Origin of the sequence: Rhizobium oryziradicis (assembly GCF_001939045.1) — a bacterium.
Taxonomy (GTDB): Bacteria; Pseudomonadota; Alphaproteobacteria; order Rhizobiales; family Rhizobiaceae; genus Allorhizobium; species Allorhizobium oryziradicis.
Genome location: NZ_MKIM01000021.1, coordinates 204,560 through 218,058, shown reverse-complemented (window position 1 = coordinate 218,058; position 13,499 = coordinate 204,560). Strand labels below are relative to the sequence as shown.

12 protein-coding genes are annotated in these 13,499 nt (G+C 56.7%); 2 read left to right on the top strand and 10 right to left on the bottom strand.

Going from position 1 to position 13,499, the window contains the following annotated elements; translation table 11 throughout:
• Positions 1-3: 3 nt before the first annotated feature.
• From BJF95_RS03760 to BJF95_RS03715, 9 genes are all read right to left on the bottom strand, one after another.
• Positions 4-975, bottom strand: coding sequence for an ABC transporter permease (locus BJF95_RS03760; RefSeq protein WP_075638147.1), 972 nt, complete (start codon positions 973-975; stop codon positions 4-6).
• Positions 976-985: 10 nt separating this feature from the next.
• Positions 986-2,023, bottom strand: coding sequence for an ABC transporter permease (locus BJF95_RS03755; RefSeq protein WP_083638676.1), 1,038 nt, complete (start codon positions 2,021-2,023; stop codon positions 986-988).
• Between the two features lie 294 nt (positions 2,024-2,317).
• Positions 2,318-4,063: an ABC transporter substrate-binding protein gene (locus BJF95_RS03750; RefSeq protein WP_245297223.1), complete on the bottom strand. Its 1,746-nt coding sequence runs from the start codon at positions 4,061-4,063 to the stop codon at positions 2,318-2,320.
• Between the two features lie 7 nt (positions 4,064-4,070).
• Positions 4,071-4,973 carry a proline iminopeptidase-family hydrolase gene (locus BJF95_RS03745; RefSeq protein ID WP_075638105.1) on the bottom strand — a complete coding sequence of 301 codons (903 nt, stop codon included), beginning with the start codon at positions 4,971-4,973 and terminating at the stop codon, positions 4,071-4,073.
• Between the two features lie 30 nt (positions 4,974-5,003).
• The gene (locus BJF95_RS03740) at positions 5,004-5,594 is read right to left on the bottom strand and encodes an ANTAR domain-containing response regulator (RefSeq protein WP_075638104.1); all 591 of its coding nucleotides are present in this window, start codon (positions 5,592-5,594) and stop codon (positions 5,004-5,006) included.
• On the bottom strand, positions 5,591-6,784 hold the full coding sequence (locus BJF95_RS03735; RefSeq protein WP_075638103.1) for a transporter substrate-binding domain-containing protein: 1,194 nt from the start codon (positions 6,782-6,784) through the stop codon (positions 5,591-5,593). Before BJF95_RS03735 ends, BJF95_RS03740 begins: the two co-directional genes overlap by 4 nt.
• Positions 6,785-7,081: 297 nt before the next feature.
• Entirely contained in the window at positions 7,082-8,278 is a 1,197-nt protein-coding gene (locus BJF95_RS03725; RefSeq protein ID WP_075638144.1) for an HPP family protein, read from the bottom strand.
• A gap of 138 nt (positions 8,279-8,416) precedes the next feature.
• Positions 8,417-9,832 carry a chloride channel protein gene (locus tag BJF95_RS03720; RefSeq protein ID WP_075638101.1) on the bottom strand — a complete coding sequence of 472 codons (1,416 nt, stop codon included), beginning with the start codon at positions 9,830-9,832 and terminating at the stop codon, positions 8,417-8,419.
• A complete protein-coding gene (locus tag BJF95_RS03715; protein WP_175577192.1) occupies positions 9,829-10,305 on the bottom strand; it encodes a MarR family winged helix-turn-helix transcriptional regulator in 477 nt (158 codons plus the stop codon). Before BJF95_RS03715 ends, BJF95_RS03720 begins: the two co-directional genes overlap by 4 nt.
• Before the next feature lie 298 nt (positions 10,306-10,603).
• On the opposite strand from BJF95_RS03715, the gene BJF95_RS03710 reads away from it, so the two are divergent.
• On the top strand, positions 10,604-11,635 hold the full coding sequence (locus BJF95_RS03710) for a four-carbon acid sugar kinase family protein (RefSeq protein ID WP_075638100.1): 1,032 nt from the start codon (positions 10,604-10,606) through the stop codon (positions 11,633-11,635).
• Positions 11,636-12,343, top strand: coding sequence for a FadR/GntR family transcriptional regulator (locus BJF95_RS03705; RefSeq protein ID WP_075638099.1), 708 nt, complete (start codon positions 11,636-11,638; stop codon positions 12,341-12,343).
• Positions 12,344-12,377: 34 nt separating this feature from the next.
• Here the strand turns inward: BJF95_RS03705 and BJF95_RS03700 are convergent, their stop codons facing one another.
• Positions 12,378-13,496 carry an iron-containing alcohol dehydrogenase gene (locus BJF95_RS03700; RefSeq protein WP_075638098.1) on the bottom strand — a complete coding sequence of 373 codons (1,119 nt, stop codon included), beginning with the start codon at positions 13,494-13,496 and terminating at the stop codon, positions 12,378-12,380.
• Positions 13,497-13,499 lie beyond the last annotated feature (3 nt).

Here is a 13,499-nt window from a genome sequence, read left to right as displayed (position 1 = left end):
CGCTCAGTTCCCTCTCACGCGCGGATCGATCAGCACATAGACGACATCCACCACGGCATTGGCCAACACCACGAAGAACGAGGCATAGATCACCGTGCCGAGGATGACGGGAAGGTCGAGGTTTAAAAGCGCCTGATAGGTCAGGCGGCCCACACCGTTGAGGCCAAACACCACTTCCGTCAGCAGCGCCGAGCCGCCGACAAGTGCTCCAAAATCGAGGCCAAACATGGTAACAAAGGCAATCAGCGAGGTGCGCAGCGCATGGCGCAGCATCACACGAGCAGGACTGAGCCCCTTGGCACGGGCGGTGCGGATGAAATCCTCCTGATAGGCTTCCACCAGATTGGCGCGCAGCACCCGGCCATAAATGCCAATGTAAAGTGCTGCCAGCGTGATCCATGGGATGATCAGGGTTTTGAACCAGCCAATCGGGTCCGACAGCAGCGGCTTATAGCCCAGCGACGGCACCCATGAAAACAGCCAGGTATCGTGAAACCGGCTTTGCGATATCAGGTTCATGACCTCGCCCAGCCAATAGACCGGCATCGAGACACCAATCAGTGCCAGCACCATCAGCCCCCGGTCAATCACCGTGTCGCGGGTCATGGCGGCCATCACGCCAACAAACACCGCGCCCAGCACCCACAGCACCGCAGCCCCGGTGACCAGCGACAGGGTGACGGGTGCTGCCTCCATCACCCGAGGCACGACCCGCATGCCGCGATTGACGTAGGAGGAGAGGTCTTGCGTGACAAACAACCGCTTCATCATCAGCACGTATTGCACCGGCAAAGCACGATCAAAACCGAATTCCTTGCGGATGGTTTCAATGGTTTCGGGCGATGCATTGCGTCCGGCAATGCGGGCGGCAGGATCGGCCCCTGGCGTTGCAAAGAAAATCAGAAACACCAGCGCCGAAATGCCAAACAGAACGAAAATCATCTGGGCAAAACGCTGAACAATGGCAACACTCATGATACGCTCCTCAAATGACTTTTGTGCGCGGATCAAGCGCATCACGCACGCTGTCTCCCAGCACATTAAGGGCCAACACGGTCAGCACAATGGCAATGCCCGGTGCCAGTGCCACGATCGGGCGGCTGTAAAGCAGACCTTGCCCGTCCTGAATGATTGTTCCCCAGCTGGCATCGGGGGCCTGAACCCCGATGGAGAGAAAGGACAGCGAGGATTCGGTGATGATGTTGAGCGCCATCATCAGCGGCACAAACACAATCAGCAGCGTGGAAATATTGGGCAGAATATCTTTTAGCAAAATGCGCCAACGCGGAATGCCAAGGCCAATGGCCGCCAACACAAACTCGCTGTTTTTCAAGGCCAGCACTTTGCCGCGCACAGGGCGGGCCACGTAAGGCACATAGATGATGCCGATAATGCCAATGGGCAGCAGCAGGCTGTTGGCGTTGATCTCAATCGGCCCAAGGGTGAGGCCCTGCGAGATCAGCACAATGGAAAGCGAAATGGCGAGCAGATAGACCGGAAACGCCCAGAGGATATCGAGAATGCGCGACAGGATCATATCCGTCGCCCCGCCAAAGAAGCCCGCACAGATGCCGATCAATGCTGCCAAGCCTAAACAGATGACGGTAGCGGAGGCCGAGATGACCAACGAGTTTCGCCCACCATACAACAGCCGCGCCGCCACATCGCGCCCCTGGCTATCGGCCCCCAGCACATATTGCCGCTCCCAGGTAGGGCCAATGGGCGTAACCCCCAAGCCCAAGCCTTCGGTGGATGGCTGCATGACCTTGATGCGTTTGCCATCGACCGTGATTTTGCCGCTCAAATTGGAGCGAAACGGATCGGTCTGCGAGACATAACTGGCGTAAAGCGGAGCCGCCAAGCTGGAACAGATGATTAACAACAGCACGATCGTGGCGGCAATTGCCGAGCGATCGCGGCGCAAGATCCGCCAGGCCCGTTGCCACGGGCTGGAGCCGGCCCTCAGTTTTGGTGCCTCTGCAGGCAGCGTCGATGCGACGATGCCGTTGGACAGGTCAGTCATGTCATATCCTTCAATGGGCGCGTCATTCTTTGAGCTGCGTCAGATGTGTTTTGGAATCTGTCGTTTTGCGGCAGTGCAAGAGGCACCCCCCCTCTGTCCTGCCGGACATCTCCCCCTCACGGGGGGAGATCGGCCATGAACAGACATCTCGATCCTATTTCCTACCCCTTTGTCGGGATGTGCAGCGAATGAGACGGAATGACAGGTTACATCTGACTGATCTCCCCCCGTGAGGGGGAGATGCCTGGCAAGGCAGAAGGGGGTTGCATCCCCACTGCTGTGTCGTTTAGGAAATCACTTCACCCAAGATTGCGACATCACCCAGCGGTTCTGCTTGTTGAACAGGTAATTGCCCAACCGCGCCGAGGTGAAGTTGACGCTTTTTGGCGTAAACAGCGGGGCCAGAGGGGCCTGTTCCATATAGGCCTTGTCAATCTTGGCCCAATTGGCATTGGCTGCATCCGGGTTGGTCACGGCCAGCGCCATTGTTTCCTGCATCTGCTTGTCCAGATCCTTGTTGCAATAGCCTGAGATGTTGATCGAGGAGTCGCTGCCGGGATGGATGCTGTCGCACGAGAGCAGCACGTTGATAAAGTCCGAGGCTGCCGGATAATCCATGAACCATTGCGAGACGCTGATCTGCACATTGTTGTTGGTGTTCTGGATATAGGTGAACTGGATATTGGTGGAGATGGCCTTCATGGAGGCATCAAAGCCCAGCTCGGTCAGCAGGCTCTGCACATAGGTGCCAATGCCGCGGCCAACGGCCGTGTCTTCGGCAATCACCGTCACCTTCTGTCCAGCCGTGCCGCTTTCCTTGATTAGGGCCTTGGCCTTGTCCATATCCGGCTCGCTCCAGCTTTCGCCGGGGTTTTTGGTGTAAAGGCAGCTGGGTGCAAAGCCGGGGAAGTCTGGCGGCAGGATTTGGCAGGTGGGTGTGCCCAGAACGTCACCGCCGTAGAGGCCCACAATTGCATCACGATCCAGCGCGTAATTGACGGCCTGACGCACTTTGACATTGTTGAACGGCGGCAGATTGGTGTTCATTGGCAGATACCAGAAGGCCGCCAGTGGATCGATATGCATCTGCTTGGCATATTTCGAGCCCAATTCCGGCAGGCGGTCCGTGGGTGGTGGGTCAAACATCCAGTCCACCTGACCATTCTGGATGGCGTTGATGGTGGCTTCTTCCGTCATGCCGAATTTGTAGTCGATCTCATCGACATAGCCATCGGGCTGGGCGTCCACGCTCCATTCCTTGAAATGCGGATTGCGCTTCAGCACCATCTGTTCATTGGGATTGTAGCTGACAATCATATAAGGGCCGGTTGCGGGAAGCGGCGTGGTGCCTGCATCCTTGAGGGGCGCATCGGCTGGCAAAATACTGGCATGGGGAACAGCCAGCTTGTCAAAAAACTCCGAATCTGGTGCGACCAGATGAAAAGTGACCGTGCTTGCCGCGTCATCGGCAATCACGCCGCCATCCAGCGTGCAGGTTGCGCCATTGGCAATGCATTTATCCGAGCCAACAAAACCATTGTAGAAGCTGCCAGTGGTGGGGCCATTGACCTTGAAAATGCGCTGAAACGAGGCCAGCACATCCGATGGCTTCAGCTCCTTGCCATTGGAAAACATGATGCCTTTGCGGATTTTGAACACATAGGTTTTGCCGCCATCCTGTGGCTCTGGAATAGCCTCGGCAATATCTGGAACGATCTTGAAACCTTCGGTGCCTGCGGCCTGTTTGAACTTGACGAGGCCGTCATTGGTCATCTGGAAAATCTGCCAGAACTGGCCGGTGTAATTGATGGCCGTGTCCAGCGTGCCTGCGGCGGCAACCGCGGAGAGCACCATGGTGCCGCCGCGATGTTTGGCCATCAGATCCGCGCGCTCATCAGCATGCGCCATGCCGCCCAGCGCCGTATAGGCCAGCAGGCAGCCCGCAAGCCATGATGCCTTCTTTTTTGAGAAAGTCGTCAAACCCAGTGTCATGATCGTGTTGTTCCCGTTGTTATTGTTGGGCAGTTCAGTGTTCTTCACGGAGTTTTCAGGCCGCTTTGGTGTCTAGAAATGCCTGCACAACAGCCATGCAGGCTTCTCTTTCTTCAACATGCGGCATGTGGCTGGAGTGTTCGAAAATGTGCCAGCGCACATCCGGAATTTCATCGGCATAGGGCTGCACGCAGGCCTCGGTGGCCTCATCAAACCGCCCTGAAATCAAAAGGGTTGGTACATTGATGGTGGAAAGACGACCCTCAATGGTCCAATCCTTCATCGTACCGATCACGTGGAATTCGTTGGGACCATTCATGGTGTGATAAACGGTCGGGTCCGCTGCAATCGCATCAAAGGTGCGCTGCACTTCCGGCGGCATAGGCACAATGCGGCACACATGGCGCTGGTTGAAAACATCGCTGGCTTCGACATATTCGGCGCTATCGGTGGTGCCTGCCTCTTCGTGTTTCAACAGTGTGGCCTGCACCTCTGCCGGCAAGGCCTCACGCAGGCGATTTGCTTCTGCCACCCAGGTTTTCAGCGAGGCGGGCGAATTGGCAATCACCAGCGCTTTCAAGCCTTCGGGCTGATCAACGGAGAATTCCGCACCCAGCATGCCGCCCCAGGATTGGCCCAGCAGGCAATAGCCGCCGCGAATACCCAGATGGTCAATCAGATTGTGCAGCTCTGCCTTGAAGAAATCGACAGTCCAGAAATCACCGCCCTTTTCGGGCAGGTGGGTGGATTTGCCATTGCCAACCTGATCATAGTGAATGACCGCGCGACCGGTAGCGGCAATATCCTTGAAACTATCGACATAATCATGGGTGCAGCCGGGGCCGCCATGGGCAACAATCATCGGCACCTTGCCCGATGTCAGATCACCGGTGATGCGATACCAGGTTTGATAGTCGCCATAGGGTGCAAAGCCTTCAACAATAGACACGTCTTTCAGTCTCCCATTTTTATAATGTTCGGCAAAGGTTTATGCTTTTTTCGAAAATGCCCTGTCCTGCCGACAGATGGCCTCAGCCGCATCTTCAAGGGTCATGCCCCAGTCCATCGCCACCCGGCGCAATTGCTGCCAGGCGTCAGCCTCGCTCTCGCTTCCACGCCGCAACAGCTCTAAAATGGCATGCACCACGATTGGCCGTTGCCGCAATCTGGTTTCCAGCACGCGAATATCTTCCGCCTGTGCTCTCGCGCCGTCATAGGCATGGGCGGCAATCAACAAGGCGCTGTAGGCCCCTGTTGATCCCACCGGCTTCAACACATGGGCGTTGGAGCCTTGGGACAGCGCCCAGGCAATACGCCCCGGCGTTTCCGAGCCAATCAGCGCAATCATCGGCATGGGAGCAAACCCGGCGGGCCACGGAAATTGGCCGTCATGGCCCATGTCGGCATCAAAAAACACCACATTGGCGTCAGTGTGGGATTCATTCAGTTGCGGCCAGACCACAGTGACCCGAATATGCAAGGCCTCCAGCTGACGCTTCAGCGCATCAACGGAAGGGTGATCGCGGTGCAATATCACCGCATGCCAGCAATTCAGATCAGGACGGTTCGGGCCAGTCATTTGATCACCGTGAAGCTGCGGGGCGGGCGCGATAATATGGAGGACGGAGTTGAGGACGGGAAAAGCGTTTCCCGGTGGTGGGAACGCAGCAGATAGGGGTCTGCATCCACCGCATCGCGGGCCTGCTGGAAGACGTGGTATGCCCCGCTTGCAGTGGAAACCCCGATATGCGGCCTTAAAGCCGCATGGTGAGTCTTCGGATCAATCCGCAAACTGCCGATGGGTGTCTCAAAGGCGCGGGTTGTCACCATGGTGCGGATGGCCTCCGGCGCATCGGTGCCAGCATCCGCGAGGCAATCTGCCAGCACGCACACCGCCGTATAGGCCGACACAAACGGGGTGGTGAGACAGCGCTCAGCGCCATAGCGTTTTGCGATCTGGGCTTTGAAGGCGGCATTTTCCTGGGTTTCCAGCCCATCGAAATAAACCGATGTGGCAATATGGCCAGCCTTTGCCGTTTCACTCAGATCGATGAGATCGGTTTCGCACAGATTACAGGCGACAACGGGGCGTACCTCAGGCGCAAAATCAGGATCTTCGCGGCGAAGGCCATCATAGGCCTGCAAAAAGGCCATGGCCGATTGCCCGACCAGATTGCTCAAAATGAAATCGGGTTTCTTGTGGCGGATTTCATCAATCAAATGGTCGAGATCGGTTGCGCCAAGCGGCACAAAACGCTCAGATACCACCTCGCCGCCAGCCACCTCGGTGATTTCGCGCGCAATCCGGCTGATCTCCCAGCCCCAGATATAATTGGAGCCGACGATGAAGGGACGACGGCCAAACCGGTTTAGAACATGCGCAAACAGGGGCAGGAGGTGCTGATTGGGGCAGGCACCCAGATAGATCACACTGTCGCTGGCCTCGTAGCCCTCATAGGGAAAAGCATACCATAGCAATGCCCCATGGCGCTCAACCACGGGCAAGATTTCTTTACGGCTCCATGACGTGATAGAGCCAATGATATGACGACAGCCTTGCTGGCGCACGGCCGTCTCGGCAAAATTTGCGTAGCGTTCGGCGTTGCCGCCGGGATCAGCAATCACCGGCTCGATCTGAAATGCATTGTCAGCATTGGAATTGATCTGGGCAATGGCGGTCATGGCACCATCCACGGCCTCCCGCCCCAGCGCACCATAAGCACCGGTGGTGGAGTAAAGAAGAGAGACGGGAACAATGGTCCTGCTCATCGCGCCGGTTCCCGATCATTCCAGTTCACAGCAAACCGCGTCATGCAATCACCTGTCTCTTTGCTCTCACCCGTGTGCAGATGAACCGCAGATGGATGCTGATTTTTGCAAACAAAAAGCCCCGATCCGTCGGCAGACGGAAGTCGGGGCTTTTTTGCCATTGGCACCAATGCCATGTTGATAGCAACGCTACATTTGGATTAGTTTTTAGTCAATAATTTTTTGTGCCTATATTTTGACCCTCTCGAAAACGTGACTGTCTCTCGAAGGTGTGCTGTGCAGGGGCTTGCCTTGTTGTCAGAGCGTCTGCCCCTGTTGGGGGCTATCAATATTCCCCGCTGAGACCTCAGCGTCACCGCGCGAAATTCGGCGCGCCATGGCCGCAATGAGGTCGGTTCTTGTGACGATTCCGACGATCTTGTCATATTCCAGCACGGGAACGGCATCCACATCCCCTTCGCTCATCATGGGCATCAGCACGCTCATCGGCGTTGAGGTGATGGCCCGAGGAATCGTAACGCTCATGATATCGGCGGCCAAAACCGGTTTTTCCCTTTTGCGGTCCACCAGTCGCTTCAGGGCTGGCAAAAAACCACGGTCGAGCCGCAGTGCGTCTTCACGCGCACGGCTGATGAGGTGGATCTGGAAGATAACGCCCAGAAATTTCGAGTTTTCTCCGACCACGGGCAAGGAGGTAAATTTATGCCGCCTGAACAGGTCCGCCACCTCACTGAGCGGGGTGTCTGTCTTCACCGTAATCAGGTTTCGAGACATGATATCGGCGGCTGTTGTCGGGCTGGCGTGGTGGGTTGCGGCCTGCATTTCTGCGGCACCAATCAGACGCGCAAGGTCTTCGACACCCAGATTGAACGTTTGCCGGTAGCGATCGAGAATGGTTGTCAATTCCTGTTCGGAAAGACCCAGCCTGGTCAACGGCTCGGCATCTTGTGTTCCATGCTGGTTTGGAGCATCGAATTGCCGGAAGGGATAGTGCCGACCGGTTAACTTGGCATAGGCGATTGCGACCAGAACAAGGGCGGTTGTTCCAACAGCAACGGGTGTCAGCGCGAACCAGAAACCGAGATCGTGAACGGCAGCAGGGCTCATTGCCGCCGTCATGGCCACCGCACCGGCTGGCGGATGAACCGCGCGAAGCGTCATCATGGCGGTGATGGCAAGCCCGACCGCAAGCGCAATCCGTAAAGCAGGATCGCCCACCATCATGGAAACCGCCACGCCAACCAAGGCCGCAGTGGTATTTCCCACAATGGCAGACCAAGGCTGGGCAAGAGGGCTATTGGGGACCGCGAACAACAGAACCGAAGTGGCACCAAAGGGTGCAACAAGATAAAGGCCAAGCTTTAAATCAACGCTGGGAGATAGCAAAAGCAGCCCGACCAGGCCCAAACCAACGAGTGCGCCGAAGCCCGCCCGAATGGCTTCCACAGAGGAGGTGCGGGCCACGACGGGGCCAAATGAGCGGATAATTTGCAAGAGCTGTTCCTTCTCCAAAATGTCAGCAAAATTCAGACACGTCTCATGGTTATGATATTTGGCAATCGCCGGGTTTCAAAGGCGATGATGATGGCCCGTCCCCTCTCCGGCCATTGTCATGGCAGGGGAGGGGGATTTTCAGGGATGAGGAGCAGAGGCTGGGACATATTCTCCCGGAACATGGGTTCCGCGCCGCGATAATTTTTCGGTCATGATCGTGGTTTTCATGCCGAAAGCAGAGACCAGAAAGGCCGCGACGCAGCCGGTGATCAGCGGCAGCAGGGTGTTGAACTGTCCGGTGATCTCCATGGCAAACAGAATGGACGCAAAGAGGGCACGCGAAGCCCCGGCAAAGCTTGCGGCCATGCCAACAAGCGCTGCCATACGCAAATCCACAGCCAGCCCCATCATGCCAAGCCCTTGGCCAAGAAGAACGCCGAGCGCGCCACCAATTGTAAAGATGGGCGCAAGCGTGCCGCCAGATGTGCCACTGCCAAGTGCGACAGACCACGACACAAATTTCAAAAGGCAGAAAACACCGAGGGCCGCGCCGACGAACTGGCCGCTGAGGATGCGATCAATATTGTCATAACCCACGCCCATGGTATTGGGAGCCACAAACCCGATGATGCCCACCACGAGCCCGCCAATGGCTGGCCACCACATCCAGTGAAGGGGGAGTTTCTCAAACAGATCCTCGATGTGATAGACGGATTTTGTGATGAGAATGGAGAAGGCCCCGAGCGCAAGCCCCTCCAGCGCATAGGTTACGAGCATATCCTGCGTGGCCGGTGGCAAAATAGGCACATTGAAAACGGGAGCCACGCCAAAAAGCAACGGGCGCATTGCCATCGCGACCAGAACGGACAGAATAAGCGGCACGAAGGAGCGGGGACGAAATTCAAAAACCAGCAATTCGATGGCCAGCAGCACGGCGGCAAAGGGGGTGGCAAAAATGGCTGTCATGCCTGCAGCGGCACCTGCGGCCAGCAGCACTTTTCGCTCGTGTGCCGAGACATGAATAAACTGACCAAACACCGAGCCAAGCGCGCCCCCTGTGGCGATGATGGGGCCTTCCGCGCCGAACGGTCCGCCCGTGCCGATGGAAATTGCCGCTGACAAGGGTTTTAGAAATGTCATGCGAACAGGAATGCGGCTTTCATTGGTGAGGATTTGTTCCATGGCTTCTGGAATGCCATGTCCGCGAATGGCCTTGGCCCCATATTTTGCCATGAAACCGACGATGACCGAGCCCACAATCGGCACAAGCACAACCCAGGCCCCAAGATGATTGTTGGCCGGTGACACCAGATCGCCTGAAATGCGACCATAAAAAGCGAGATTGGTTGCAAACCCAATCAGATAGACGAGAAGGCGGGCAACAACAGTCACCACAACCGCAACTGTCATGCATAGCGCGCAAATCAGCAAGCTACGTGCGTCTAGGGCGCGTGGATGTTTCTCCACGGCCGCATTTTCGATCAACGGTGCAAGGCCCGCGGACAGCGGCAGGCCTGCGGTCGTCGAGGCTTTGTCAACATCATGGAAACTCATTGGTCGCTCCCTTCAAAGAAAAGCTGTGGCACCGTCTCGCTCAGACCGGCAGCCTCGGTCAGCGCTTTCAGTCCTTGCGCCAGAGCCGTGCGGTTTTCGCTGGTAAGCGTGGCGATGGCGTCCACGATCTCTTCCTGCGGTGTGCGTCCTTGATCGCGCACAACATTGCGCCCCGATGCAGACAGATAGAGCTCAACCCTGCGCCGGTCGTCCTTCGCAGTTCGTCGCTCAATCAAGCCATTGGCCTCGAGCCGTGCGACCATTTCCGAGGCCGTGCTTTGGTGTGTGTGGGTCAAAGCGGCGAGATCATTGATTGATGCGCCTTCGCTTGTCTCAAGCGTTCTCAAAACAAATATCTGCGCGCTGGTGAAGCCTTCGTACTGCGTCGCGGCCCTTCGGAGTGCCTGGACAATACGGCGAAGGGAATCCATGATGGCTTGCGCCTCAGAGGTCGAATGATCAGTGTTATTCATAATGTATCGGTTCCAATTCAATTGGAACCGATACATTATGAATTGACAAATGTCTACATCGATCAAACCTGACTTAGCCGTTACGCAAAACGCCTTCCGCTCATGGGCGCTGTTGCGCGCGGAACCCTTGGGCATGCTGATCAATTGCCATTTCACGCAACCGTTCATCAACGCATGCATGCGCCGCACTTACCAAAGGAGGATCTGTAAAATATGTAAATATAAGTGGATTAATAAATTGACTTTTAAGGAAATTTTGAAAAAATAAAGATAACAACTTGCCAACGTGGATGAATGTATGCTCGCAATCTTTGCCGACGATCTGACGGGTGCGCTGGACTCTGCTGCTCCTTTTGCGGCACGAGGCCTGCATACCGAAGTCGCACTGGATGCAGACGGCATTGGTCTGGCGCTTGCACTGCAACCCGCCGTCGTCTCCATTAATCTCGGGTCTCGCGATGGCAAGCCAGAGGCGGCTGCTGATGCCACGCGCAGCGCTTTGTCGCAGCTGCCAGCGGGCACACAAGTGTTAAAAAAAATCGACTCCCGATTGAAAGGCCATATCGCCATTGAGCTTGCCGCAATACCCTTTCATCACGCATTGGTGGCACCGGCGATCCCCGAATTTGGGCGCATTGTTGCATCCGGCACTGTCACCGGCTTTGGTGTCGACACACCCATTGCGATTGCCGAGAAGTTGAGCGCGCGGGCCAAGGATTGCACCATTCCGGACATTGCCACTGAGGCCGAGATGCGGGATGCCCTGGAGCGGGCATTTACTGCTGGGGTTGATTTGCTTGTGGGCGCACGCGGGCTTGCAGACGCACTTGCAAGGCGAATGACGGGCGATGCTGCGCCAAAGCTGGCATCCATTCCCAAGGGCAGGGCGCTGTTTGTGATTGGCTCGCGTGATCCGATCACGGTGGCGCAAATTGATGCCCTGAAACGGCTGTGCGAGGTTGATGATCGTCTGGCACCCAACGGACAATTGACGGATGCTGAGCCAAATGCGCAATCGCTTACCCTTGTGCGCGCCGTGCAGGGGCAGGGCGTGTGCTCCGGGCAGGAGGCTGCGGCCTGTCTTGCCGCGTCGGTTGTTCCGGCCATGACGCATGCTGCATCAACATTGCTGCTATCGGGTGGCTCAACGGCGGAAGCCGTGCTTTCGCGCATGGGCATTTCGAGATTTCGGTTGCTTGGCGAATGCCTGCCGGGTTTGGGGTTGGCCTATGTGGATGGGCAGTGCATTATTGCCAAATCCGGCGGCTTTGGCCAACCTGATACGCTGGTGAAAATTGCAGCAGCAACCGGCGATGAGATGGGGCGATAAATGGCAATGGTGAATGGAACGCCGCGAAAAGGCCTTCCCGATATTGTGTTTGAGCGAATGCACCGCGCCATCAAATCGGGAGCGTATAAGCCGGATGAGCGCTTGCCGACCGAGCATGATCTGGCCTCGGAGTTTGAGGTGTCGCGCCCGGTTATTCGCGAGGCGCTCAAGCGGTTGCGCGATCAGGGGCTGGTCTATTCGCGCAGAGGGGCCGGAAGTTTTGTGCGCGCTCTTGGCCTGCGTGAGCCGCTGGGGTTCGGCCAGCTGGAAAATATCGCTGATCTGCTGAATTGTTACGAATTTCGCCTAACCTTGGAGCCAGCGGCCGCCGAGGCTGCGGCTGTGCGCCATGACGAGGCGGCGATGACCGGGATTTTTCAGGCACTCGAATTGATGCGCGATGCCACAAACCGCCAATCGCACCGCGAAGATGCCGATTACCAGTTTCATCTGGCCATTTCACGGGCGGCTCAAAACAATTATTTCTCAACTGCCATGGAGGCGTTGAAAGAGCATATTGCTGTTGGCATGAAGTTTCACGGTGCCTCAATCAAGAAAGAAGCCTCCGGGCTTATTCGGGTTTTTGACGAGCATGAAGCCATTGCCAAAGCCATTTCTGCGCGGGACGGCAAAGCTGCCCGTCAGTTGATGCATGCGCATCTGGCGGGCTCTCGCGAGCGGTTGTTTTTATCCTCGGCGCGCGAATGATGCTCCGGCGTGCGCCTAAGCATCACGACAGACTCTAAAAAGCGCTTTTATAAATCGACAGCACATCCTCAATGCTCATATCGACGGGATTGTTATCCATCAGCCGACGAATGGCGTGCGCATCGGCGGCAAAGTCTGGCAAGTCCTCTTCTTTGGCACCATGGGCTGCAAGAGACATCTCGACGCCCAAATTTTCGCAAAAGCCAAAGGCGGCCTGGCGGAGTTGAGCCTGATCGAGATTCTGGCCGAGCCCGAGAGCATCCGCAACCTCTGCCGTTTTTTGCGGCGTAACCGGCTGGTTGAAGGCCAGAACATGCGGAAAGATAATGGCATTGGCCAGTCCGTGCGGCAGATGCAACCGGCTGCCCAGCGGATAGGCAATGGCATGACCTGCCGCCGTGTTCACCGGCCCCAGACAAATCCCACCATAGTAAGACGCCAGCATCAGACCTTCGCGTGCTTCGGTGTCGTCGCCATTGCGCACGGCGCGGGCCAGAAATTTTCCAACCAGATGGAAGCCCATGCGGGCAAAGCCGTCAATCATCTGATGGGCGCGGCGATTGGTGAAGGCTTCCACACAATGGGCCATGGCATCAATGCCGGTTGCCGCCGTCACCGCCGCAGGCACAGAATAGGTCAATTCAGGGTCTAATACGGCAAGGTCTGCAATCAGATGCGGGCTTTCAACGGCAATTTTGCTACCTTTTTCCGGATCAGAAATCAAAGAGCGGATACCGGCTTCTGAGCCAGTCCCTGCTGTGGTGGCCACCTGGGCAAGCCGTGTGTTGCGTCCGGCAACCTTGTTGGGTCCAGCAACATCGGCAAGTGTCTGGTCTGTATCCCAAAGGGCGGCAACCAGCTTGGCCACATCCATGACGGAGCCGCCGCCAAGGCCAATCACCAGATCGGGTTTGACCTTGCGGGCTTGCAAAAGGGCCGCATCCAGCGTGGCAATATCGGGCTCTCCGGGAATGGCATCAAAGATCGACACTTTGCCCTTGAGCTGAAGGCGATCAGCAAAGCCGGCCGTCATGGGGGTTGCAATGATCAGCGTCGAGCCAACCGCGCCAGCCCAGGGACCAACTTCGCCAATGGTCTTGGCACCAACGATAAGCCGTTTCGGCTGGTGAAGTGTTATCGCCAAAATAGCCATGGG

Excerpts from the sequence above, each read along its gene's own strand:
- BJF95_RS03760 (WP_075638147.1), bottom strand. The coding sequence starts at position 975 with ATGAGTGTTGCCATTGTTCAGCGTTTTGCCCAGATGATTTTCGTTCTG.
- BJF95_RS03755 (WP_083638676.1), bottom strand. The coding sequence starts at position 2,023 with ATGACTGACCTGTCCAACGGCATCGTCGCATCGACGCTGCCTGCAGAG.
- BJF95_RS03740 (WP_075638104.1), bottom strand. The coding sequence starts at position 5,594 with ATGACTGGCCCGAACCGTCCTGATCTGAATTGCTGGCATGCGGTGATA.
- BJF95_RS03735 (WP_075638103.1), bottom strand. The coding sequence starts at position 6,784 with ATGAGCAGGACCATTGTTCCCGTCTCTCTTCTTTACTCCACCACCGGT.
- BJF95_RS03720 (WP_075638101.1), bottom strand. The coding sequence starts at position 9,832 with ATGAGTTTCCATGATGTTGACAAAGCCTCGACGACCGCAGGCCTGCCG.
- BJF95_RS03715 (WP_175577192.1), bottom strand. The coding sequence starts at position 10,305 with ATGAATAACACTGATCATTCGACCTCTGAGGCGCAAGCCATCATGGAT.
- BJF95_RS03710 (WP_075638100.1), top strand. The coding sequence starts at position 10,604 with ATGCTCGCAATCTTTGCCGACGATCTGACGGGTGCGCTGGACTCTGCT.
- BJF95_RS03705 (WP_075638099.1), top strand. The coding sequence starts at position 11,636 with ATGGCAATGGTGAATGGAACGCCGCGAAAAGGCCTTCCCGATATTGTG.
- BJF95_RS03700 (WP_075638098.1), bottom strand. The coding sequence starts at position 13,496 with ATGGCTATTTTGGCGATAACACTTCACCAGCCGAAACGGCTTATCGTT.